The 22,292-nt window shown below is 56.5% G+C and carries 20 protein-coding genes and 1 pseudogene; 12 read left to right on the forward strand and 9 right to left on the reverse strand.

Going from position 1 to position 22,292, the window contains the following annotated elements; all coding sequences use genetic code 11:
* Positions 1–99: 99 nt before the first annotated feature.
* Positions 100–1,587 (forward strand): calcium-binding protein, encoded by a 1,488-nt coding sequence (locus tag REH34_RS25390; protein ID WP_311969589.1) that lies wholly within the window; start codon positions 100–102, stop codon positions 1,585–1,587.
* A gap of 4 nt (positions 1,588–1,591) precedes the next feature.
* Here the strand turns inward: REH34_RS25390 and REH34_RS25395 are convergent, their stop codons facing one another.
* Positions 1,592–1,855, reverse strand: a complete 264-nt coding sequence (locus tag REH34_RS25395) for a hypothetical protein (RefSeq protein WP_311969590.1) — start codon at positions 1,853–1,855, stop codon at positions 1,592–1,594.
* 2 nt (positions 1,856–1,857) lie between these two features.
* On the opposite strand from REH34_RS25395, the gene REH34_RS25400 reads away from it, so the two are divergent.
* Both REH34_RS25400 and REH34_RS25405 read left to right on the forward strand, forming a co-directional pair.
* Complete coding sequence (locus REH34_RS25400; RefSeq protein ID WP_311969591.1) at positions 1,858–2,415, forward strand: DUF4174 domain-containing protein; 558 nt, start codon at positions 1,858–1,860, stop codon at positions 2,413–2,415.
* 194 nt (positions 2,416–2,609) lie between these two features.
* A complete protein-coding gene (locus tag REH34_RS25405; RefSeq protein WP_311969592.1) occupies positions 2,610–3,422 on the forward strand; it encodes a DUF1206 domain-containing protein in 813 nt (270 codons plus the stop codon).
* 424 nt (positions 3,423–3,846) lie between these two features.
* On the opposite strand, the gene REH34_RS25410 is transcribed toward REH34_RS25405, so the two are convergent.
* The 3 genes and pseudogenes from REH34_RS25410 to REH34_RS25420 all read right to left on the reverse strand — a co-directional run bounded on the left by REH34_RS25410 (position 3,847) and on the right by REH34_RS25420 (position 7,544).
* Positions 3,847–4,305: a hypothetical protein gene (locus REH34_RS25410; protein ID WP_311969593.1), complete on the reverse strand. Its 459-nt coding sequence runs from the start codon at positions 4,303–4,305 to the stop codon at positions 3,847–3,849.
* A gap of 281 nt (positions 4,306–4,586) precedes the next feature.
* Positions 4,587–6,016, reverse strand: a pseudogene (locus tag REH34_RS25415) (IS1182 family transposase).
* Positions 6,017–6,647: 631 nt separating this feature from the next.
* Positions 6,648–7,544, reverse strand: a complete 897-nt coding sequence (locus REH34_RS25420; RefSeq protein ID WP_311969594.1) for a LysR family transcriptional regulator — start codon at positions 7,542–7,544, stop codon at positions 6,648–6,650.
* A gap of 118 nt (positions 7,545–7,662) precedes the next feature.
* Here REH34_RS25420 and REH34_RS25425 point away from each other — a divergent pair, with 118 nt between their 5' ends.
* Positions 7,663–8,598: an alpha/beta hydrolase gene (locus REH34_RS25425; protein ID WP_311969595.1), complete on the forward strand. Its 936-nt coding sequence runs from the start codon at positions 7,663–7,665 to the stop codon at positions 8,596–8,598.
* 157 nt (positions 8,599–8,755) lie between these two features.
* On the opposite strand, the gene REH34_RS25430 is transcribed toward REH34_RS25425, so the two are convergent.
* Positions 8,756–9,562, reverse strand: a complete 807-nt coding sequence (locus REH34_RS25430) for a sulfite exporter TauE/SafE family protein (RefSeq protein WP_311969596.1) — start codon at positions 9,560–9,562, stop codon at positions 8,756–8,758.
* 120 nt (positions 9,563–9,682) lie between these two features.
* Between REH34_RS25430 and REH34_RS25435 the strand changes: the two genes are divergently transcribed.
* The gene (locus tag REH34_RS25435) at positions 9,683–10,516 is read left to right on the forward strand and encodes a helix-turn-helix transcriptional regulator (protein WP_311969597.1); all 834 of its coding nucleotides are present in this window, start codon (positions 9,683–9,685) and stop codon (positions 10,514–10,516) included.
* Positions 10,517–10,601: 85 nt separating this feature from the next.
* On the opposite strand, the gene REH34_RS25440 is transcribed toward REH34_RS25435, so the two are convergent.
* The gene (locus REH34_RS25440; RefSeq protein ID WP_311969598.1) at positions 10,602–11,612 is read right to left on the reverse strand and encodes a DMT family transporter; all 1,011 of its coding nucleotides are present in this window, start codon (positions 11,610–11,612) and stop codon (positions 10,602–10,604) included.
* A gap of 74 nt (positions 11,613–11,686) precedes the next feature.
* On the opposite strand from REH34_RS25440, the gene REH34_RS25445 reads away from it, so the two are divergent.
* Complete coding sequence (locus REH34_RS25445; protein WP_311969599.1) at positions 11,687–12,541, forward strand: LysR family transcriptional regulator; 855 nt, start codon at positions 11,687–11,689, stop codon at positions 12,539–12,541.
* Positions 12,542–12,894: 353 nt separating this feature from the next.
* Here the strand turns inward: REH34_RS25445 and REH34_RS25450 are convergent, their stop codons facing one another.
* Positions 12,895–13,485, reverse strand: coding sequence for a TetR/AcrR family transcriptional regulator (locus REH34_RS25450; RefSeq protein ID WP_311969600.1), 591 nt, complete (start codon positions 13,483–13,485; stop codon positions 12,895–12,897).
* A gap of 176 nt (positions 13,486–13,661) precedes the next feature.
* Here REH34_RS25450 and REH34_RS25455 point away from each other — a divergent pair, with 176 nt between their 5' ends.
* The 5 genes from REH34_RS25455 (at position 13,662) to REH34_RS25475 (ending at position 18,993) form a co-directional block, all read left to right on the forward strand.
* Complete coding sequence (locus REH34_RS25455) at positions 13,662–14,402, forward strand: SDR family oxidoreductase (RefSeq protein ID WP_311969601.1); 741 nt, start codon at positions 13,662–13,664, stop codon at positions 14,400–14,402.
* A 57-nt stretch (positions 14,403–14,459) separates the two neighbouring features.
* Positions 14,460–15,866 (forward strand): MFS transporter, encoded by a 1,407-nt coding sequence (locus REH34_RS25460; RefSeq protein ID WP_311969602.1) that lies wholly within the window; start codon positions 14,460–14,462, stop codon positions 15,864–15,866.
* 294 nt (positions 15,867–16,160) lie between these two features.
* Positions 16,161–17,713, forward strand: a protein-coding gene (locus REH34_RS25465) for an IS3 family transposase (RefSeq protein WP_311970423.1) whose coding sequence is annotated in 2 segments (ribosomal slippage) — positions 16,161–16,623 and positions 16,623–17,713 — 1,554 coding nt in all. Because the reading frame shifts where the segments join, the coding sequence is not laid out codon by codon here.
* Between the two features lie 25 nt (positions 17,714–17,738).
* Entirely contained in the window at positions 17,739–18,173 is a 435-nt protein-coding gene (locus REH34_RS25470) for a nuclear transport factor 2 family protein (RefSeq protein WP_311969603.1), read from the forward strand.
* Between the two features lie 91 nt (positions 18,174–18,264).
* Positions 18,265–18,993, forward strand: coding sequence for an SDR family oxidoreductase (locus tag REH34_RS25475; protein ID WP_311969604.1), 729 nt, complete (start codon positions 18,265–18,267; stop codon positions 18,991–18,993).
* A gap of 232 nt (positions 18,994–19,225) precedes the next feature.
* Here the strand turns inward: REH34_RS25475 and REH34_RS25480 are convergent, their stop codons facing one another.
* A complete protein-coding gene (locus REH34_RS25480; protein WP_311969605.1) occupies positions 19,226–20,236 on the reverse strand; it encodes an NAD(P)-dependent alcohol dehydrogenase in 1,011 nt (336 codons plus the stop codon).
* A gap of 157 nt (positions 20,237–20,393) precedes the next feature.
* Here REH34_RS25480 and REH34_RS25485 point away from each other — a divergent pair, with 157 nt between their 5' ends.
* Positions 20,394–21,335: a LysR family transcriptional regulator gene (locus REH34_RS25485; protein WP_311969606.1), complete on the forward strand. Its 942-nt coding sequence runs from the start codon at positions 20,394–20,396 to the stop codon at positions 21,333–21,335.
* 226 nt (positions 21,336–21,561) lie between these two features.
* On the opposite strand, the gene REH34_RS25490 is transcribed toward REH34_RS25485, so the two are convergent.
* Positions 21,562–22,041, reverse strand: a complete 480-nt coding sequence (locus REH34_RS25490; protein WP_311969607.1) for a hypothetical protein — start codon at positions 22,039–22,041, stop codon at positions 21,562–21,564.
* Between the last annotated feature and the right edge of the window lie 251 nt (positions 22,042–22,292).

Below are 22,292 nucleotides of genomic sequence, written 5' to 3' on the forward strand. Positions count from 1 at the left end.
TCACCTGATTCGAGAGTCGCATTCCACAGGTAGGCAATGTTGCCGCCCGATGGCCCCGCTTTGGCTGACTGTCAGGGCTTCATGCAAAGGAAGAAAACGATGAGCACCGACCCCCGAGTAGATTGGTACGGCACAGACAAAGACGACGACATCGACGATTTCTACGGGCGCAACGACCTGATCTACGCAGGCAAGGGCAATGACAGCCTCAGGGGCGGCATTATCGACACCAGTACCACGGTGTTTGTCGGCGGCGAAGGCCGGGATCAGATCGACGCGGTCAGCCATCAGAACACCCTGCGATATTCACTGCTGACTGACAGCTATCGGGATGCCACGCACTCCCACGCAGACCTGATTGAAAGTTTCGATGTGACGCAGGACACGATCGACGTCGCGGCACTGGGCTTCAGCGGGCTTGGCGACGGCCATGGCGACAGCCTGAAGCTGCTCTACAACGCGGCCCAAGGTCTTACCTATCTCAAGAGCTTTGACACTAACGCCGACGGCCAGCGTTTCGAGTTGGTGTTCAAGGGCGATTACAGCAGTTCGTTGACCGATGCGAACTTTCAGACCCTCACCGCCGGCACCGGCTTCAATGACCATTTGCAGACCACTGCGAGCGGCTCCGAAACGCTGATGGGCTATGCCGGCCGCGACACCCTCACGGGCGCCGCAGGTCAGCAGCGCCTAGACGGCGGGTCGGGCGGCGACACCTTGACCGGTGGGGCAGGGGCCGATGATTTCGTGTTCAGCAGCCGCGCTGATAGCGTCCAGAACGATGACGCACAGGGCGCACGCGGCCGCGATTTGATTACCGACTTTTCCGAGGCCGATGCCGACCTGGTCGATCTGTCCACCTTGGGGTTCACCGGGTTCGGCAATGGCCTGGACGGCACCATGAAGGTCACAGTCAATGCCGCCGGGGACAAAACTGCACTGCAATCGCTGGAAACCGACGCCGATGGCAATCGTTTCGAGATCTACTTCAGTGGCGACCTGCGCGCTGAGTTGAACCGCGACACGGTGATTTTCGGCAACACCAGCGCTGACAAAGTCATCACCAGCCTGACCCGCGACGATCAGGACATCCTGGGCACCGACAAGGCCGATCACTTGACGGGCGGCGCGGCCCACGACCAGATTCTCGGATTTGCCGGGGACGACACCTTGGTCGGTGGCGCTGGCAACGACGCCATGGCAGGTGGACTGGGTGCCGATACCCTGACCGGCGGGGTGGGCAACGATGATTTCGTGTTCTACAGCATCGGCGAGAGCTATCGCACGGCCACAGAAGACCATTCAGACCTGATCACCGACTATGCCGCTGGCGATCACCTGTTCGCGTTGGACCTGGGCTTCAGCAAGATCGGCGACGGCAGCGCGGACACCCTGAAGCTCGACTACGACGCTGCCAAGGATCAAACCTACCTGCACGCCCTGACCGCCGATGATCAGGGCCGCTTCTTTCAAGTCACCCTGGCGGGCAAGCACACCGATGTATCGATCGCGCTGGACGGCCTGTACGTCGACCAGGCACCGATCGAAATCATCGGTGTCGACCCAACTGGACACGCGCCTGTTTGACGGCTCACGCCAGCCGCCAGACCCGCGACGCCTGGCGGTTCCGTCCGGCGCCGACGAACTGCGCGCGGGGCACCACGGAGTTGGGCCCGCCGAACAAAGGCAAGCCGACCGGCATCGGCACGGAGGTCGTGGTGAACAGCCATTGCATGCGTTCGACTTCGGGGTGGATGCCCATGGTTTCGCGAATCGGCCCTGAGGGGTTGTGCCTTGGAGGTGGATTTTTTGCAAATATGAACAATCCTATAGGCACGAATCTGAAAGGAGACACGCATGTTCCGGCGGCTTTTCACCCTCACCACCCTGATGCTCTCAATGGCGCTTGCCCCTGTCATGGCCGCCGAACCCGATTCGGCATTGGCCAAGGACAGGGGCCAATTCCGGCCACTGATCGTGATCGCCCGGACGTCTTCCGATCCCTCCCTGGTGGCGCTACAGAAAGACCTCGCTGACCCAGCCACCCACAAAGCCTTCCAGGACCGCAAGATGGTGCTCTATACCGTCATCGGCACGCTGGGCCAGCGCGACGGCAAATACCTTGAGACGCAGACCACCATGGGCATGATCCGCGAGCTGAATCCAGGTGTCAGCGATGCCATGCGGTTCATTCTGGTGGGGTTGGATGGGGAGAAGAAGATCGTTGATAAGGGCGATGTGGATCTCAAGAAGATCTTTGCCACCATTGATGCAATGCCTATGGCTGAGAAGGAAGCGAGCGCGCCGGCGCCGTTGCCAGCCAAGGCAGCTACGCCGGGTAAAGGGGCGAAGGGCGCCAAGGCGGGTAAAGCTGCGCCTGCAGAGGATGCGCCGCCTGCGGGGCTGGATGATTGAGGCAGTGATGGTTGCTTTTGGCCGGGGCCTGCCTGTCGCCACCCACATCGATGCACGCTCAGATTATTCCGAGGACAGGAAGCACAGGAAAGCGACTACCCCACGCATTCCGAAGGCCAGTGCACTTGGATTTAATGATAGAACCCCTTCCAGTCGGACGAGTCTGTTCCTGTATTACTTTCGGGAAAGCAGCTATGTCAGCGCAGCACAGCCTTATTGTCCTTGCACGTGGAGGGTACGCCGCTCGAGGCGTGCTTTACCTGATCATCGGTGTCTTCGCACTGCTTGCGGCAAAGGATTCGACAAAACCAAAAGACAGCCACAAAAGCCTGGAAGCCTTGTTAGGCCAGCCGTTTGGCTATTTGCTAGTCGGAGTCGTGGTGGCAGGGCTGCTCGTATTCGCGGCTTGGCGTGTCCTGCAAGCTACGCGTGATGTCGACCATCACGGCAAAAGTCTCAAAGGTTTGGTCATTCGCACCGGTCTGTTTGCAGGAGGGGTGGTTAATGGTGCTTTGGCGTTTTTTGCGTTAGGCCTACTCATGAGCACAATGGGCGGCTCGGGCAATTCAGGAGGGCAAGCCAAAGACTGGCTGGCGCATCTTTTGTCCTGGGAGCATTCCAACGTATTGGTCTACCTGATCGCTCTCATTCCGCTGGGTGTCGGGATTGCTCACATCATCAAGGGATGGAAGGCGTCGTTTGAGAAATACTTCGAGGCCGACGAAGACGTAATGCGTTACGTCCGCCCGGTGTCTCGGTTTGGCCTGATTGCCCGTGGCATCGTTTTTATAGAGATTGCATTGCTGTTGGCCGTTAGCGGCTCTGCCTATCAAGCCATGGATCCGCCCGGTATGAAGGAGGCCCTCAACGCGCTCCAGAATTTGCCGGCGGGATGGCTGGTGTTGATGGTGATGGCCTTTGGATTGATTGCTTTCTCGGCTTACAGCTTCTCTGAAGCCTTCTGGCGCAAGATAAATATGGAAATTCCCGGGGTGGCGAGAGCGTAATGCTAAGCAGGGTAGCGCTGGTTGCGAAGTGAACCTGGAAGGCAAGAGGCGCCCGAAGGGCTGTGACCTACGATCTGCGTCTGCTGTGATGATTGTAGTCGCATACCGTACCTGCGTCGGTAGGTGTGGGGGCGTATAAGTTCATCAACATCCGTCAAGAGTTACCGAAATGAGAGCGACGTTGGGGTAGGTTTTGCGCATGGATGGGCTCTGGGTTACGGATCGAGTCAGCACGCATTATTAATCTGAGGACAGTATCGGGGCCGAAGGTTAATCCCTCGAGCAATTCGTGGTGAACGACTCCTTCTGGCCGAAGCGGATGGTCAAGGTTAGCTGCACTGGCCATCCATTGATCGTTCCCGGAAGATCAGTCGACCGCAAGTACCTCACTTCCCAGTCACCAATACATCCAGATCGCTCTGTTTTAAGCCCGCGCCCGCAAATAAACCGCCATGGCTGCAAAGCGATTACGTGTTTCCCACTCAAATAGCCGGTTGACCAAGGGGTCAAGGACGCGCCCCAGCCATTTCGGTCGCAGCCGCAGGGTAAAGGTATAAATCAATTCCGATGATGCGGCATCAATATCGCGATGCCGCATGGATGCTGCCCACCATTGAAAACATCCCATGGGCTCTACCAGGACTGCTGCTGCGACTTGCCCAGGTCGGTAATTGACGAAACGGGTGCGCATCGCGAAAAGACGCTTCCATCCGCGGCCCGCATTGACGGTGATTGCACCAACATAGGGGTGACTGCCGCCGCCTTCTACCGAAGCGTGGGAAAGCAGGGTGTCCCATTGGCTGCGCACACGATGATCGTGAAAAGCGTCAAACGCGTCAGCTGCGCAACAGGGCATGATCAAGATGATTCGACGATTCTTCAACGCTGCCTCCTGATTCCGGGCCGCGACCTGTAGCTATGCGACCACCACTGTAGCCGCTGCCGCAGGCTGCGGCTACAGGGTGTGGTTGAAGCCAGGGCACTCGAATGAAAAGGCTGCTTCTGGCCCAGAGTGTGTAAAAACGCATTTGTACACTGTCGGCTCGAAGCGCCGGAGGCTGTTAGCTGAGTAATTGCTCACAACAAGTCCTGCGGATCATCACTTGGGCGTGGGAGCCCGCTGCGTCGCTTCTACCTTGCTGGGTGGTCAAAATAAAGACCTCTTCAGGCCGACAGTGCCTTCATTAAACTGCTGATACCGATAATTTTCATGACCCGCTTCAAGTTGTAGGCGAGCACATTCAAGCTCATCTCCGCGCTCACCCCGGTCAGCTTTCGGGTCAGGAAGTGCGTCGCACCCATCCATTGCTTGAGCGTCCCGAAGGGATGCTCAACCGTCCGTTTTCGGACTCGCATCATCTCTGGTGCTTTGCTCAGCCGAAGCTGCATCTCCTCCAATACGGCTTCATGCTCCCAGCGTCGAACTCGCCGTTGCTTGCTCGGTGTGCACTTCGATTTCAGCACGCATCCCTGGCAACTAGAACTCCAGTAACGGTGGAACTTCAGGCCTTTTTCAACGCTGGAAAAGCGCCAGATCAACGTCTCTCCAGCGGGACAAATGTGTTCGTTTTTACCGCGTCATAGAGGAAGGCATCGTTATTGAAACGCCCGTCAGCCTTGGCTCCAGAGGTCATCGGCTTTGGCACATAGGCGGTGATATCAGCATCGTGGCAAGCCAGGATTTGTTCGCTTTTGAAGTAACCTCGGTCAGCCACTACCGACAGGGTACCTGACGCCATAGCCTCGCGGGCCTGCTTGGCCATCGAGCTAAGTTGATCGCGGTCGGAACCGACGTTGGTAACCTCATGGGCAACGATCAAATGGTGCTGGGTATCGACTGCTGTCTGCATGTTGTAACCGACGATTCCAGTGCCGCGCGTCATCATGGAACGGGCGTCTGGATCGGTCAGTGAGACCTGTTTATCCGGTGATTCATTGAGCTGGATTTCGATCGCTTGAAGCTCATTCATTCGAGTTTTGAGCTTGGCGATTTTCTCTTCCAGCCGCACGGTACAGGGCTCCGAAGCTGTGGTTTCTTGCCGATCGGAAGCATCGAGTGCCACCAGGTCACGGTTGATACGCGATTCAATTTCTTCCATGCGCCGCTTCAGTTTGGCGCTGGTGAAGTTGCGGTCGCGGTTGTTGACTGCTTTGAATTCACTACCATCAATGGCGACCAGATGGTCTCTAAACAGTCCCAACTGCTGACACAGCATAACGGACTGGCGACAGACGCCTCGGATAAACTTGCTGTTGTCTTTTCGGAAGTGGGCGATGGTCTTGAAATCTGGCATCAAACGCCCGGTCAACCACATAAGCTCGACGTTGCGTTGAGCTTTTCGTTCCAGCCGCCGGCTCGACTGAATGCGGTTGAGATAGCCGTAGATGTAGATCTTTAGCAGGATCGCGGGGTGGTAAGCCGGCCGTTCAGTATCGGCTGGAGTGGCACCTTCAAAACCTAGATTGACCAAGTTGAGTTCATCAACGAAAACGTCAACTACGCGTACCGGGTTGGTATCGATGACGTAGTCGTCGGGGCTTTCGGGAAGTAAGGTGCCTTGGCCTCGGTGTTCACCTTGGATAAAGCGCTTCATAGGCAATCCCCGCGATAAAATCCTCAGCAATCATAGCAAGGGATCACGGAGTCGTTTCTACATACGCCGGGGCAATCGTAGACACCAATGGATGCCTTTATATAGACGGTTTGAAGGCAGCGACTCTGATTGCTCAGCCTCAGGCTCCGAGATACCCTTTCTCCTCCTGACAGATAGGCGCGGCCAACAAATCATGTCTACTTGCTATTCCATTCAAATCACGCCTGAAAGACCATTGCCTGCCTTCTATTGCATTGCCGAACATCTATGGGGAACCGGATGTGATGTTGACTCTGACGGTGACTGCGCAGGTTCAGATGATCGCCAATGGACGGAACTGACATTGTCGCTTCGCGGCACATCAGGAGAACGTATCGACATTGACCCGCTCTCGCTCATGCCTCTTACCCTCGTAATCCGTTCATCGCACACCACACTCTGCCAAAGAGCGGCCGACTACATCGTATCTGTTTCCGGAGGCACTATCGACGCAACTGTTAACGTCAATACGGTATGAGTGCGAGGACACGAGACTTATAGATTTCCGGCAGGTGAAGAACCTAAAAGTGAACCCCTTAGCGTTTTTACATACTCAGGGCCGATACCAGCCGCTCGGCTTTCGCTCTTTGTACTAACGCTTCCAGCGGTCAACCATGAGGTCAATGAAGCAGCGCACCTTCGGTGTTAGATGACGCTTGCTCGGATAGATCGCATGTACGGGCACTTCTTCGGTGTCATACGACGGCAGCAGTGGTATCAGGCGTCCAGCGTCAATGTATTCATTCGTCAGAAAGGTGGGCAGATAAGCGATGCCCAATCCCAACAGTGCGGCATCTCGAAGGGCCTCGCCGCTGTCGAGGCGTAGCCGACTATTCGGACTGATCTTCACCCACTCGCCCGTCGTTTGCTTCAGCCGCCACGGTTGGCGCTTCAAGCGACTGCTGAATACCAGGCATTGGTGATTGCGAAGGTCATCGATTGTCTGGGGGACCCCATGAGCTTGCAGGTACGCAGGCGTAGCGCATACGACGGCGCGATGGCGCGCCACTGTGCGGGACACAAGGCTGTTATCACTGAAATGGTTGCCGATACGCACGGCAAGGTCGAAGCCTTCGTCAACGATATCGACCATCCTGTCCGTGAAGCTCGCGTCAACCTGAACCTGGGGCCAAAGCCGTTGATACTCGGCCAGTAAAGGAAGCACCAGCAATCGCCCGAGTGCATCGGGCAGGCTAATGCGCAAATTGCCTCTCGGTATCCCTGTTTGCTGGCCGACACTCGTTTGGGCGTCTTCCAGATCGCTGAAAATTTTAATGCAATGCAGGTAGAACACTTGACCGTCGTCCGTGAGGCTCATGTTTCGCGTCGTGCGATTGAGTAGCCGCACGCCTAGATGGGCTTCCAAGCGAGTGATTGCCTTTCCTGCTGCTGAGCGTGTCAGCCCGAGCAAACGGCCCCCAGCAATGAAACTTCCGCTATCTACGACTGCGACGAAAGTGCCCATCTCATCCAGATTCAAACGACTCATGCGTAACTCCAACCGGCTTCACAGAGGGGAAATCTATTCGTCAATGAAATGAATATACTGGACCCTCGATCCCCAATCCCATTCTATTGCTTTGGGATGCCCTACGAGGAACACGCGCATGGCTTTCTCTCCACTTGTTCAGACCCGACTCGACGCCTGGGTTGCATCGGCTGCCGATTTTGGACCCTTCCTGCTGGGCCAGGAAACGAGCACAACGCTTAATGAGCAGCGCCAGGCTTACGAGCAGGTGCTGGCGACACATCCCATTCCGCCCGGTGTTACCTGTCGTGATGTCGATATGGGCGGTGTGTCGGGCATGCTGGTAGTGCCTGATAAATTCACGGAAGGCCGTGTTCTTCTGTACATCCATGGCGGCGGTTATGTAGGCGGCAGCGCGAGGGGTTATCTCGGCCTGGCAGGTCACCTCGCTACGCTGCTAGGCGCGAAGGTCTATCTGCCAGACTATCGCCTTGCCCCGGAGCATCCGTTCCCGGCCCCTATTGATGACACACTTCAATCCTATCGATGGCTGCTCGATCAGGGCAATGATCCCAAGTCCATCGTATTCTCGGGAGACTCGGCCGGTGGCGCGATGGTTGTTTCGGTGATGGTCAAAGCCCACAACGCAGGCTTGCCGTTACCAGCAGGTGGAGCAGCGTTGTCTCCCTGGGCAAACCTGGAACATACCGGCGCATCTATAGACAATCGCGATGGTCTCGATCCTCAAGCATCGCGTCTGGGCCTGACGTTGCTCGCCAAAGCGTTTCTCAATGGCGCGCTACCTACCGATCCGGATGCATCGCCCGTCTTCGCTGATGTCCGAGGATTGCCGCCCATCCTGGTGCAGATCGGGGAAAACGAAGTGATGCTCAGCGACGCGATGCGCCTCGCCACCCATCTGGGGGAAAACCGAGTACGTGTCTCCCTAGAAGTGTGGCCAGGGATGTTTCACGTCTGGCATCTGTTTGCGGCCATTTTGCCGGAAGGGATGCAGGCAGTAAAAAATGTGGCGGTGTTTCTGGATCACGCGATACGAGATAGTCAGCCTGACTGAGGCTTCACGTAGGATTTCGAGCGCCGCTTTCAAGTCAAAAGGGCTAGTCTGCCCAGGCAGCTCTTGGGCTGTGTCATGAATGCGCGGAGCAACATCAAGCGTCCCTTCGGACCATTTTGATCGAAGCCCGCGTCATGTGTAGCCTTGAATATCACGCTTACTTGAAAGCCAGGGCCAGCCCCACCAGCACTAGCAGCAAGATGTAAATACGTGCATGCAGCCTGTCAGGCATCCTGCCTGCGAGCGGTAGTGCCAGCCGCACGCCTATCAGTGAACCGACGCTGAGCAGCGCGAACGCGGGAAGGTAAATGTAGCCCAGGAAACCGCTGGATATGCCCTGAGTTTCGAGTTGCCCTGTGATCCCGTACATCAACGATCCCGTTAATGCCACCGGAATGCTGAGAGGGTTGGCCAAGGCTGACGATTGAGCCATGCTCAAGCCTGACCTGCGCAGCAGTGGAACCGTCATGACGCTGCCGCCGACGCCCAGCATAGTCGCGACGATGCCTATACCAATACCTTTGAAGGGCGCAGCATGAAGTCGGCCCTTGTTTTGCCCAGCGGTCCGCAGAAATCCCTCCCGCAACAGGCAGTCAGCTATGGTCAGGCCCAGATAAGCGATAAAGGCTACCCGGACAGCGTCACTGCTCATTACGCTACCCAGCATCGCCCCGCCCACTGCGCCAAGTGCGATGTAGCCCGCCAGCGGCCAGATATAACCAGTGACAAGTTTTCCCGCATTGCGTTGTTTGAACGTTGCCAGCGACGCGGTAATCACCATGACTGCCGTAGACGTGCCAACCGCGATCTGCATCGCCGCATCATGACCCGCCTCACCGGGTGAATGGCTGGAAATCAGCAAGTGATAAACCAAGGGGACTACGACAAAGCCGCCACCGAAGCCAAATACAACTGTGGTGACGCCAGTCATGCAACCCAGTACTGCCAACATCAAAAGGCTCATTCAGTAATATCCATTGCTCAATGTTCGTTGAGCGGGCATCTTAATCGCGCGGTACTGGATAGACTTTCGCGAACGAGCCTAACGTGTTTTCGTTCCGGCCAAGCTGCATGGAACTTGACGATGCACAACACCACTATTTCTGGTCTCGACGCCACCCCACGCGCGGTCGTTGCTATCTGCACGGAGTATGAATATGGCCATTGTCTGCCGATGCATACTCACAGGCGCTGCCAGTTGCTGTACGGATCAAAGGGGGTGATGCAGGTGACGACAAGTCTCGGAACCTGGGTAGTGCCTCCACAACGATCGGTATGGATACCTCCACAAGTCCCCCATGAGGTGTTGTTCCTGGGCGTAACCACCCACAGTTTGTACATCGAACCTGTTGGCTCAGTGGGCACGGAGGAACGTTGCCGGGTGATCGACGTAAACCCGTTGATGCGCAATCTACTTCAGGAGGCGGTGGATATGCCTTTGGAGTACGAGGAAGAAGGCCGAGACGGCACCCTGATCCAGCTTCTGCTCCATGAAATACAGCGGGCGAATCAGCTCGCGCTCCATATCCCCATGCCGACACACGACCGATTGTTGGCTATCTGCAAAGCCTTCCTGCTGACACCAGATATCAACCTGTCACCCAGTGGCTGGGCTGATTCGCTGTTTATCAGCTTGCGCACGTTCAATCGTCTCTTTCGAGAGCAAACCGGCTTGAGTTTTGGGCAGTGGCGGCAACGGGCCTGCGTGGTGTTGGCGCTTGCCCGGCTAGCCGAAGGCCAGAGTGTGACGACCATAGCCCTGGAGATGGGCTATGACAGCCCCGCTGCGTTCGCCACCATGTTCCGAAGAGTACTGGGCCGGCCACCCTCGTTCTATCTGTCCAACCAGGCCGGCAGTCGACCTCCAGGCGGTAGCGGCCACTACTTCGATAGTGGCGTAGGAGGAGCACCATCGTGACTACTCAGCAGCGCTTTTTGACGAGCCACTGAGCGCTTCTGGGCGATAGGCGTCGGTCGGGAACGGATACAATCCCAATTGGCGTTCACGATATGGAGTTACGGACAACAGCTCGTCCCCTCCTCGAACCATCAAAAGTAGCCGTCGAAACTGAATTGCATGACGCCGCGGGGGCATTGCGGGCATCGGCACGCATTACCAACCAGATGCCTATTGCGCAAACCGCCATCCCGGCCGCCATCTGCCAGGACAGGGGTTCATCGAACATTGCCCAGGCCCAGAGCAAGGTGATCGGCGGGCTCAAATAGAGCACGCTGGTAACACGAGTCTCGGTGCTGCGGCGCAGGCAGAGCCAATACAGCCCATAACCGCCGATGGTGGACACGCCAGTCCATAGCACGCTCAAAGCGAAGCCGGTAGAAGGAATCGGCGCCAGGCTCCCTTGACTGCATTCTATAGCGGCAAAGGCAAAGCTTGAGACGATGCATTGCAACCAGAGATTTGGCAGGAGCCCCATGGATTCTGAGGCGCTGATGCGTTTCTGCCACAACGTCGCTACCGCGAGCGAGAGCATGCCCGCCAAGGGCAAGGCGCAGGCCCAGAGTGGCGCGTTGCCCAGCCCCAACGCACTATGGCTAACCCACATCACGCCCATCAGTCCGATGAGCAACCCGCTCCAGATCTGGCGCGCCAACCGCTCGCCCAAAAATGCCGCCGCCAGCAGCGCCGTCCCAAGCGGCAATAGATCCGCACATAAAGCAGCGAGCCCAGCCGGTACCCCGAGGGTGATCCCTAGCGTCAACCCGGTCAGGTACCCCGCCATTGCCAGCAGTCCGATCCCTGCGTGTCTGAGCAGAACGTGAAAAGGGGCTTCTCGTAGCGGTCTCCAGACGAAGGGCAGCAGCAGAAGGCAAATCATTACGCAACGCCATAATGCCACCAGCAATGCCGGTGCGTAATCGATGGACAAGCGCGCGCCGATAAATCCCGAACTCCAGGTCAGCAACAGACCGGCTTCGAGCAACAGCAGCGGCAGGGACTGGTGCCATGGGCGGCGCGGTATGCCGTTGCGGTGAAGCTCAGTAGTCTGGTTCATTCCCAAAGCCTACTGAAGAGGCGTAATCTAATAAATCAATATGTCATTGATTACTCGTTCAACAGGATTGAATTATGTCCGCCATTTTAGACATCGACCTGCTGCGTACCTTTCATGCGGTCGTGCGTATCGGAAAATTCAGAGCGGCAGCCGAACACTTGCATAAAAGTCCGGCGGCGGTAAGCGTTCACATTCAGCGTCTCGAGGGGGTGGCGGGCGGGCGCCTGCTCAATCGCGATAATCAGTCACTTTCCCTCACTGAACTGGGCAAGCGGCTGCTGACGTCGACCGCGCCGTTGTTACGCACTCACGATCAGGCGTTGTCTGATCTGCATGGTACTCATCTCGCCGGGCGCATTGCGTTGGGGGTCCCTGATGAGTATGTGACCCATGTCATCCGGGAAATTCTGCCGACTTTCACCTCCGCTTGGCCGAATGTGGTGCTTGAACTCAAAACGGCGCCGAGCCCGGTACTGCGAGAGTGGATGGAACGCGGAACATTGCAGGTGGCCGTCATGACTCAGCTCAAGGAGGACATCGGTCCGGACACTCAGGTACTGATGTCCACCACGCCGGTCTGGGTGGGTCCGACGAGCACGACCGTAGCGTTGGATGATCCATTGCCGTTGGCCGTCCACACCGTGCAATGCTGTTATCGCGCGGCCATGATCGAGTCCCTCAGGATGGCAGGTCGGCGCTCGCGCATCGTGCTCGAAACCCACTCCACCCAAGCGGTAAAAGCATGTGTGGAGGCGGGACTGGCCGTTAGCCTGATCGACCACGGCAAGGTCACCAAGCGTATGCAGATCCTCGAAGCAATGCCGGTTGTTCCGGACTACGACATCGTGCTGGTGCGCAGCGCTGCATCACGTGGCGATGAGGCTGTTGAACTGCTGGCGCGGGCAATGCAACGCTCGTTTCGATTGTAGGCGGCCGTGCGCATCAGCTATCGACGCCGCTGGTCGTCAGCAAGGGTTTTACGCTTCCATGTGGGCACCAATTTGGCCCCAGAGCAGACGCGTAAGAAACCTTTCGCGATAGGATTCTGGCTGATGATCTTTGGCTGGAAGAGAATAAGCTTGGCGGCGGCTTTTAGCTGATTTCAGTCGATCACGCTAGGCAGCTTTAGGCCGATAGTTGCCTGATGTGCTGAAGAAATTAAATCAAACCCGAGGTTCGCTACCCTACCGCACCTGATGATTGAGGCCGCTGCCCACAGTTGGCTATGAGGTGGTCTGGGTGTACTGATTGAGTCTGGTCGCTACGGCCTCTGGCTGTGGTTTCAAGTCTGCGGTTTTTCCAGTTCGTACGCGATAAACCTGCCAGCGATCTGCGCTACTTCGATCAGACGTTTGCGGGGCATGCCATTACACGCTGCTGCCGACAGGCCGCGCAGTGTGACCGAAATATAGTCCGCGAGCGTGTCGGCATGATGCGGATGCACGTTATCCAGATAGCTGCGAATAGCCATCAAGCCCCCACTGGCCAAACTTTCTGCCATCTTGCGGGCAATTTCGTCGTCCGCGCGCATGCCCTCGGTGACCATGCAGCCGCGCAAGACACTGTCCTTGCCATATTGCTTCGCCGCAGCGACCAGCAGCGCCACCAGCGCTTCGCCGGGAGGCCGATCAGGCGCAAGTAATTTTTCCATGGGCAGGGCATTCACGCTGGCATATCTGAGCATCGCTCGCTCAAACAGCTCCGCCTTGCTGCCATAAGCGGCGTAGAAACTGGGAGGCTTGATATCCATGGCTTCGACCAGATCCGTAAGGCTCACCGCATCGAAGCCACGTTCATGGAACAGTGCCTGGGCGATGGCTACCCCCGCTTCTCTATCGAAAGCGGGACGGCGCTGGCGGACCTTGTCGTTCATGGGAACCTCGTCAATGGGATCAATAGTGTAGCGACCACTATATCCGAGATCAAATACCTGCCACCGCACGTGTCGCTTATGTAGCAGTCACTAAATATCTTGCATCTCTCTGTGCGCCTATGTAGTGTTCACTATATATCTTGATCAATCTTCAGCGCAGACAGGGGTACATCGCCATGCAATTCCAGGACAAAGTCGCATTAGTCACCGGCGGATCATCGGGCTTGGGGCTCGCCATCGCCAAGGAGCTAGCAGAGCAGGGTGCTCATGTGGTTGTTACCGGGCGGCGTCAGCAGCAGCTGGATGACGCGTTATCCAGCCTTGGCAGCCGCGCTAGCGCCGTGGTGGCGGATGTTTCAAGCAGCGCCGACCTCAGTAGGTTGTTCGGCGAAATTGAATCACGTCATGGGCGGATCGACGTGCTCGTGGCTAACGCGGGAGTGGGGGAGCTTGCTCCGCTAGGCAGCATTACCGAGGCGCATTTTGATCGAGCGTTCAACACCAATGTGAAAGGCGTGACGTTCACCGTTCAGGGCGCAATGCCGCTCATGAGCAAGGGCAGCAGTATCGTCATCATTGGTTCCACTGCTTCAATCGATCCCGGCCCAGGCTTGAGCGTCTATGGCGCGACCAAGGCAGCGTTGCGAACGCTGGTGAGGAGCTGGGTTCTCGATATCAAAGGTCGCGGGGTACGGATCAATCTGCTGAGCCCCGGCCCCGTCGATACCGATTCGCTGCGCAATATGCTTGCCGAACACGCAGAAGCCGTCATCAAGTCGCTCAGCGAAAAAAGCACCATCGGGCGCATAGGCCAGGCGCATGAAATCGGTAAGGCGGTAGCTTTTCTGGCCAGTGATGCCTCCAGCTATATCAATGGCGTTGAGCTGTTCGCTGATGGAGGGGCTTCCCAGGTCTGACGCCATAAGCTTCTTCGAACATCTTTCGGTTGCCACCCATCCGTGCAGGAAAAGACCATGCCCCATTCGTCGCGAGCATTCGCTACAACTGCATCTCAAGGCTATTGCCGCCGAGGCCTGGCCCTGGCCATCATCCTTGGCGCGCAGCTTATGCTCCAAATGGACTTTTTGATCGTGATGGTGGCATTGCCGCAGATCCAGATCGACCTGGGCTTTTCAGCGGCAACGTTGTCGTGGGTGCCAAATGCCTTCGCATTGGCCCTTGGCGGCCTGCTATTGCTTGGCGGTCGGTTGGGGGATGCCTATGGACGGGTAAGGGCATTCAAAACTGGTATTGCCTTGTTCGTACTGGCTTCTTTGCTGGGCGGGCTGGCTCAGAGCCCGCTCATGTTAATTGCTGCCCGAGTACTGCAAGGCATTGGCGCAGCCATTGCGGCGCCCAGTGTGCTGGCGTTGGTGACCAATATTGCGCGCAATGAGGCAGAACGTAATCGCGGGCTTGCTCTCTTCATCACAGTTTCGTCGGTCGGTGCCTCGGCGGGCCTGGTTCTGGGAGGTGCGCTGACGCAATACCTCTCCTGGCGGTGGTCGTTGCTGATCAATGTCCCAGTGGGTGTGTGGATCCTGATGATGGTGAGCAGGGTAGTGGCCGAGACAGACCGGCAGCCCTCTGGGTTTGATATCAGTGGAGCACTTGCAGCGACGGCAGGTTCAATCGCATTAGTCTTTGGCTTTATCAACGCTGCCGAGCATGGATGGACCCACCCGTTCACATTGCCGGCTTTCGCCGCTGCGGTTTTTCTGTTGGCCGCATTCTGGCTCATAGAGGGGAAGGCACGGGCCCCACTACTCAATCTAGACCTGCTGCGTAATCAGACCCGAGTAACCGCGTTGGCCGTGATGGCGATCATTGTAGGCATGCACTTCTCAATGTTGTTTTTGGTGGTGCAGTTCTTTCAGCGGGTATTAGGCTTTGGCCCTCTGGAAGCAGGTCTGGCCTATTTGCCGGTGACGGCTACGGTCTTAGTGGTGACGCATTTCATGCCTGGCTTGATGACGCGATTCGGCGCAGCCCGGCTTCAATTTGTCGGATGCCTTCTCGTGTCTGCAAGCTTCGTCGGCTTCTCCTTCATAGGGAATGATGACCATTATATAGGGGCGATTTTGGGGCCAATGCTGATTCATAGCCTTGGTATCGCTTTTGTCTTTACTCCCGGCACGGTCCTGACTATGGACGGTGTCCCAGCCGAGCATTCCGGCGCCGTATCTGGGCTGTTGCAGATGGACCAGCAGATTGGCGGCGCATTGGGTATCGCCGCAGTGACGTCGGTATTCGCTGCGGCAGCGGTGCCCGGCAACTTCGCATCTGGACTGCCAACGGCCTTCAGTGTGGCAGCGGTTTTCTCCTTCGTCGCTGCCTGCACAACCCTGATTCTGATCCTCAAGCGAGGAGTATCGAAATGACCCGAGTGGTCATTGGATAGCGAACGAATCACCTGACAAAACTGCTTCTCGGTACGCCTTTGGATGTTAACCAAGGCCCCTTGTCGCGTTCACGAAACCTCATATCCGATCCTGGATTTCATACCTACCGGGCTAGTGCCCAGGAGAGCAAGCATGAGCAACAACCTGGATATCGTCATACGCCTCGCCGCCGAGAGTGCGATCCATCGACTTCACGCCACCCCCCGGTGTCAGGGTAGTTGTCGTGTCCCCTGCTTTTTAAAAAAGCATTCCGGGGGCGGCAAGAGTATCGTCATGCCTTTCTACTCAGAAGAACGCAAAGCTGCACTGCTGAAAATGATGTTGCCACCTTTGAGCCTATCGGCGTCGGAGGTTGCGCGCCGCGAAGGTTGCAGCGATATGTCTCTCCATAATTGGCGCAAGCAAGCTGCTTCCAAAGGAACGCAATTGTCCGACACCAAGCAACCCTCCGAGAGTTGGTCAGCTGAATCCAAGATGGCGATCATCATGGAAACAGCCGCCCTGTCGGAACTGGAAATGGGTGAATACTGCCGACGTAAAGGCATTTACCCTGAGCAGATCACCGACTGGCGCAATGCGTTTATTGCCAGCAGCACGAAGCGGTCAACTGCTAAAAACGTGAGTTCCGGGCAGTCACGGGATGATAAGAATCGTATCCGTGAGCTTGAGCGCGAACTGCGCCGCAAGGATGCCGCATTGGCTGAGACAGCGGCATTGCTAGTGCTGCGAAAAAAGCTCAACGCCTACTGGGGAAGCGACGACGAGGGCACCTGACCTTGTTGCCAGAACGGCATTTACTCGTTGGTTGGCTCAATGAAGCCATCAGTGCGGGCGCCCGCAGGGCGCCTGCTTGTCTGGAAGTTGGCATTTCGCTTCGCACGCTACAACGCTGGAGTTTGCCCGAAGAAATGCTTGCCGATGGACGTACCACGACAGTCAGGCCGACGCCCATAAACGCACTTAGTGAGTTTGAGCGTCAGGCTATCCTGGCGCTGTGCAACAGTAAGTCATACGCGCATCTGCCTCCGAGCCAGATCGTGCCACAGCTGGCTGATGAGGGCCGTTACATAGCGTCTGAAGCGACTTTTTATCGTGTGTTGCATGCCGCAGGTCAGCAGCATCATCGCTCGCGCGCCAAGCGCCCGCATCGTCATGAGGCACCTACCACCTATGCGGCGAAAGCCGCTAATCAGGTGTGGTCGTGGGACATCACCTACCTGCCGTCACCGGTTCGAGGGAAGTTTTACTACCTCTATTTGATCGAGGATATCTACAGCCGCAAGGCTGTGGGTTGGGAAGTTTACGAAGCAGAAAGTGGTGAAAAGGCTGCTGCGTTACTGCAACGAAGCGTGACTCAGGAGAAGTGCTGGCACCAGCCGCTGGTACTTCACTCGGATAACGGTGCGCCGATGAAATCGGTGACGCTGCTGACCAAGATGTACGACCTGGGTATCACGCCCTCTCGTGGCCGACCGCGTGTCAGTAACGACAACCCTTACTCGGAGTCACTGTTCAGGACGCTGAAATACTGCCCGCAGTGGCCGCAAGATGGATTTAGCAGTCTGGATGATGCGCGTATCTGGGTGCGGGATTTTATGGTCTGGTACAACACCGCGCATCGCCATAGCCAAATCCGCTTCGTGACACCGGCCCAACGTCACGAGGGGAAAGACCGGGAGATCCTGGCTCGGCGCGACGCGGTCTATGAGCAGGCTAAAGAAAAAAGACCGGAACGATGGACGGGCGAAACACGCAACTGGAACCCGATAGGGACAGTGTATCTGAATCCTGAAAGGGAGCTGACTGTGGTGGTTAAGGTCGCGTAGCAAGACGGTGGACGCGACAACTACCTTGAAAAACGCCGCCACCTACATTCATCGCTTGGACAGCGGTGATTTTCCTGGCGTGGCAGACGTGCTTCAGCATGCCGTGATTCATGTACTTGGGAATGAAGCGTCCACGCTGGAGGGACTACTGGAGTTCTTTCAGGCCGGCCTTCAAGTCCATTCAGATGGAACCCCGCGCACTTGGCATTCCATCACCAACGTGCTGATCGACGTAGCTCCATCGGGCGATAGGGCGAGTGCTGAAAGCTATTACACCGTACACCAGCAACTTGATGGCTTCCCCTTACAGCCTATCTGCGCCGGCAAATATCTTGATCAGTTTGAATGTCATGACGGTGAGTGGCGGTTCAGTCGCCGTGAAGTGACATTGCGCTTTGCTGGCGACCTTCGGCATCACGTTCAAGGTGCACAAAGCGAAGCGGTGGCGCAGACAGTCTGAAAGCAAAATTCCGTCTTCATGTCAGGCTTGAGTCAGACAGTTCTGATGACTTGATCATGTGGCGAAACCTGCGAACCAACGGGACAAAAACATGAATAACAAACCACAGGCGCTTGTCACTGGCGCCAATAAAGGCATCGGTCTGGCTATAGCCAGAGGCCTCGCAGAGGCTGGCTTTTTCGTCTGGATTGGCGCTCGGGACAGTGCGCGTGGCGAGCTTGCCGTTGCAGATTTACGTGGACACGGACTCGATGTGGGATTGATTGAGCTGGACGTCGCAGACGAAGCCAGCGTGCATCGCGCCACTGCTACCTTAACCTCTCAAATTACCTCGCTCGATGTTCTAATCAACAATGCTGGCATTGCCGTTGATATGACTAAGCCTCCTAGCGAAGTCCAGATGAAGGATATGAAAGCGGTTTTCGAGGTCAACCTCTTCGGTCCAGTACGCGTTACCCAGGCCTTCCTTCCTTTGCTCAAGGCCGCCAACCAGGCACGGATCGTGATGATGAGCAGCGGGGTGGGTTCACTGACTTTAATAACTGATCCGACTTCGATCTACTCGACCGTCAACCTTCTCGACTACACCTCGTCCAAGGTGGCGCTGAACGCTGTTATGGTTTCTTTCGCAAAAGAGCTAGAGCCGCTGGGAATCAAGGTGAACGCAGTCGAACCCGGGCATGTGCGTACTGATCTCAATGGGAATTCAGGCGTGTTAACGCCTGAAGAGGGCGCAGCAACGGCGATCAAAATGGCATTGCTTGGACCAGAAGGGCCAACGGGCGGCTTTTTTGGAAGTCATGGCCGCCAACCTTGGTGAGCGAGGACGGCGGCAAGTAGGTAACGCCACCTCACCGAAAGCACCCGACAGCGGCTGCTTCTGGCCGACAGCTGCCTCTGGATTGTGAAGATGTGCCTGCATCAGACAACTGCTTGCCATCAGAAAAGCTCGGTCACAGCTCATACGGTTATGGGCAGCCGCCCGCCATTGCCCAGTTGCAGTTCAGCCAACAACCGAGCGGCGGGTTGCCGCTGTCGCTCTACGCAACGAATCAGGAAACTTTGATCACCACTTTGCCAAACGCGCCTTTTGCCAGATGTTCAAAGGCCTTGTGGGCGTCTTCGAACGCATAAGTCTGATCGATCACCGGGCGGATCGAGTGTTCATTCAGGAATGCATTCATGCGCTCGAACGACGAGCGCGGTGCCACTGCGATGCCCCGGATGGTGGTCTGACGGAAGATCAGCGGCATCAGGCTCAACGTTGTCGCCTGCCCGGTGAGGAAACCGATCTGAGCGATCTTGCCAGCAGCCTTGGTTGCCAAAATCGACTGGTTCAAGCCTTCGCCACCCGCCACGTCCAGCAGAAGATCCACGCCTTTGCCATCGGTGAGTTTTAGGGCTTCCTCTTCCCAGCGCGGACAGGTTCGATAGTTGATGCCAGCCACTGCGCCAAGCTCTTTAGCTGCTTCGAGGTTAGCGTCGTCGCTGGAGGTGACGATCACCTTGGCCCCAAGTGCGGTTGCGAGTTGTACAGCGAAAATCGATACCCCGCCGGTGCCTTGCACCAGTACGGTCTGGCCCGGCTGGATCTGGCCATAGTCCACTAGCGAGAACCATGCTGTCAGGGCTGCGATGGGAAGCGTCGAGGCTTGTTCGTCGGACATGTTGGCGGGAGCACCTACAGCGCTGTCTTCGTGAATGATCATGTACTCGGCCAAACCACCGGGTAAGGGCATGCCAAAGCAGTAGTCGGGTTCGTTCGGCCCTGGCTCTCCGTCAATCCAGCGTGAGTAGAGGTGCGAGTTTACCCGGTCGCCCGCGCTGAACCGGCTGACGCCCTCGCCAACAGCGACGACAGTCCCTGAAGCGTCGCTGACCGGGATCAGTGGCTTCGGCACTAGGTGGGGTTCGTAGAAACCATCGATGATGGCCTTGTCGCGAAAATTCAACGAAACCGCGCCTACCTTCACCAGCAGTTCGCCGGCTTTGGGTACAGGCGTAGCCGCTTCGCCGAAAACCAGATTATCGAGACCGAAGTCGTTTAGAAGCCATGCTTTCATGTGTCTTTCTCCTGTGGAGTGATCTGTCGTCGGCATTGTCCTCAAGCATGCTTGCCCGATAAATGCCCGGCCAGACACAGGATTGTTATTTTTTGAGATAACAATCAGAGTAAGTCCATGAGTTCAATGCGCAACAAAAGACAAGCGAGACGACACAATGGAATTGCTCCAGTCCATGCAGGTATTTGCCCGATTGGCTGAACTAGGCAGCTTCACCCGCGCCGCAGACGTGATCCAGATCGGTCGCCCTCAAGTCACGCGAGCGATACAGGAGTTAGAGGCTTCGCTCGGCGTGCGTTTGTTTCAGCGTACTACCCGATCCGTGAGGCTGACCTCGGAAGGGGAGCAGTTCTACGAGCGCGTGCAGTCGATTCTGGGCCAGGTTGCGAATGCAACAGCGATGTTTTCCTCCCCGCGCTCAACCGTAGGCGGGCGACTGCGAGTCGATATCCCTACCGCTTTTTCTGAACCTGGCCTGATCGAAAGTTTGCGCACATTTACCACGAGCTTCCCGGCAGTCGAGCTTGCATTGGGGGTCACTGATCGGACGGTAGATCTGGTTGCAGAAGGAGTGGACTGCGCGCTGCGTATCGGTGAGTTACCGAGTTCAAGCCTCGTAGCCCGGCGCATCGGTATGGCGACCATGGTCACCTGCGCGGCACCGCGATACCTGGAGGAACATGGCGAGCCCACAAGCCTGGAGGATTTGAACACTCATCGAGGAGTCACTTTTTTATCCGGGCACAATCAGCGCCCGCAGGCGTGGCGATTTATGGATGACGGGCGCGAGCAATCGCATGTGAGTCGCCAAGGCATCACCGTCAACGAGTCCAACGCCTATGTAGCGTGCGGGGTCGCGGGCTTCGGCATCCTTCAGGCGCCTGGAATTACGTTGGATCGTTATCTTTCGGACGGAACGTTGGTTGAGGTACTGCGTTCCTATCGCCCGCATCCAAGGCCGGTATCCGTGTTATACCCCAGCCGTGCGCATCTGGCGCCGCAGGTTGAGGTGTTCGTTGATTGGGTGCACGAGCAATTCCCCCAACTCTATGGACGGTGGCTAGAGGATCAGACAGGTAATCCGGTTTCGCGGAGGTGAATGTGCCAAGAGGCTGCTTTCAACCGATTCTGTTGAAAAAGTCGACCATGGTTTCCACTGCAGAAAAGTACGCGTCTGAGCTTGAAATCTTTGCTTTGGACAGAGGGCTTCAGATTCAGATTTCGCATAAATGCCCGCAAAAGAAGCATTTTGCAATAGTCAGTGCATGCGCAGTCTGGAAGGACCGACTTTTTCAGCACAACCCATAGCAGCCATTCGCTCCCGACTATTGGGTTACTGCACCCACGTCATTCACCAGAGTGCGCCAGCCATCCTTTGCCTCATGCTCCGAGGTAAAGACTTGCACTTTAGGATGCCAGAACGCCCCCTCAATTACGATGCATTCGAAGGTAGAGTCCTGAAACGTAAAGACATAGTGGATAGCATCTTTCATGAACCGCTGTTTATCGTGTCGAGGATGAATGGCGTTCCTCTGCTCAAGCTCCGCTAACCAAGGCGAATTATCTATTCGATGAATTTGGTAACGCTTTAGGCCAAGTCCAATGAGCGGATGGCCGCCCAAAGCCTCGTCGTTTGGCGAACCGAACTGGATTTTCTTTACTAGCGGAAAATGAACCACAGCTATTTCTTCCCCAGTTGTGTAATACCGTAAACATAGCTGCGTGTCCGTGGCGAACACCACTGGTTCAGGCGACGTACTTGGCTGTGGCCAGGAGTCGAGCAGCACGACGGTGGCTAATGACATGCGGGAACCTGATGAATGAATGGGTTTAGACAGAGTGCGAGAGCGACTTGTTGACGTCAAACCTTTCTGATAGCGACCGACCACTTCTCGCCGAAAGCAGTCCCTCGCCGGCGAAGATCACCGGATTGGAATACCTATTCTCAAAAGGGGCCCGAGGGAATCTTGGCCGTAGCGTCTTTCATGACCGGCGTATAGGATGCTCCGCCAAGTCAAACGCGATACGCTGGGAATAGGGTCAATCCGCAGCGCAC

It is taken from the genome of Pseudomonas baltica, assembly GCF_031880315.1.
GTDB lineage: Bacteria > Pseudomonadota > Gammaproteobacteria > Pseudomonadales > Pseudomonadaceae > Aquipseudomonas.

What these genes read in the sequence shown, in the direction of transcription:
- REH34_RS25420 (WP_311969594.1), bottom strand. Translation starts at nt 7,544, where the DNA reads ATGAGTCGTTTGAATCTGGATGAGATGGGCACTTTCGTCGCAGTCGTA.
- REH34_RS25480 (WP_311969605.1), bottom strand. Translation starts at nt 20,236, where the DNA reads ATGAAAGCATGGCTTCTAAACGACTTCGGTCTCGATAATCTGGTTTTC.
- REH34_RS25400 (WP_311969591.1), top strand. Translation starts at nt 1,858, where the DNA reads ATGTTCCGGCGGCTTTTCACCCTCACCACCCTGATGCTCTCAATGGCG.
- REH34_RS25440 (WP_311969598.1), bottom strand. Translation starts at nt 11,612, where the DNA reads ATGAACCAGACTACTGAGCTTCACCGCAACGGCATACCGCGCCGCCCA.
- REH34_RS25455 (WP_311969601.1), top strand. Translation starts at nt 13,662, where the DNA reads ATGCAATTCCAGGACAAAGTCGCATTAGTCACCGGCGGATCATCGGGC.
- REH34_RS25485 (WP_311969606.1), top strand. Translation starts at nt 20,394, where the DNA reads ATGGAATTGCTCCAGTCCATGCAGGTATTTGCCCGATTGGCTGAACTA.
- REH34_RS25490 (WP_311969607.1), bottom strand. Translation starts at nt 22,041, where the DNA reads ATGTCATTAGCCACCGTCGTGCTGCTCGACTCCTGGCCACAGCCAAGT.
- REH34_RS25390 (WP_311969589.1), top strand. Translation starts at nt 100, where the DNA reads ATGAGCACCGACCCCCGAGTAGATTGGTACGGCACAGACAAAGACGAC.
- REH34_RS25475 (WP_311969604.1), top strand. Translation starts at nt 18,265, where the DNA reads ATGAATAACAAACCACAGGCGCTTGTCACTGGCGCCAATAAAGGCATC.
- REH34_RS25405 (WP_311969592.1), top strand. Translation starts at nt 2,610, where the DNA reads ATGTCAGCGCAGCACAGCCTTATTGTCCTTGCACGTGGAGGGTACGCC.
- REH34_RS25450 (WP_311969600.1), bottom strand. Translation starts at nt 13,485, where the DNA reads ATGAACGACAAGGTCCGCCAGCGCCGTCCCGCTTTCGATAGAGAAGCG.
- REH34_RS25425 (WP_311969595.1), top strand. Translation starts at nt 7,663, where the DNA reads ATGGCTTTCTCTCCACTTGTTCAGACCCGACTCGACGCCTGGGTTGCA.
- REH34_RS25430 (WP_311969596.1), bottom strand. Translation starts at nt 9,562, where the DNA reads ATGAGCCTTTTGATGTTGGCAGTACTGGGTTGCATGACTGGCGTCACC.
- REH34_RS25435 (WP_311969597.1), top strand. Translation starts at nt 9,683, where the DNA reads ATGCACAACACCACTATTTCTGGTCTCGACGCCACCCCACGCGCGGTC.
- REH34_RS25460 (WP_311969602.1), top strand. Translation starts at nt 14,460, where the DNA reads ATGCCCCATTCGTCGCGAGCATTCGCTACAACTGCATCTCAAGGCTAT.
- REH34_RS25445 (WP_311969599.1), top strand. Translation starts at nt 11,687, where the DNA reads ATGTCCGCCATTTTAGACATCGACCTGCTGCGTACCTTTCATGCGGTC.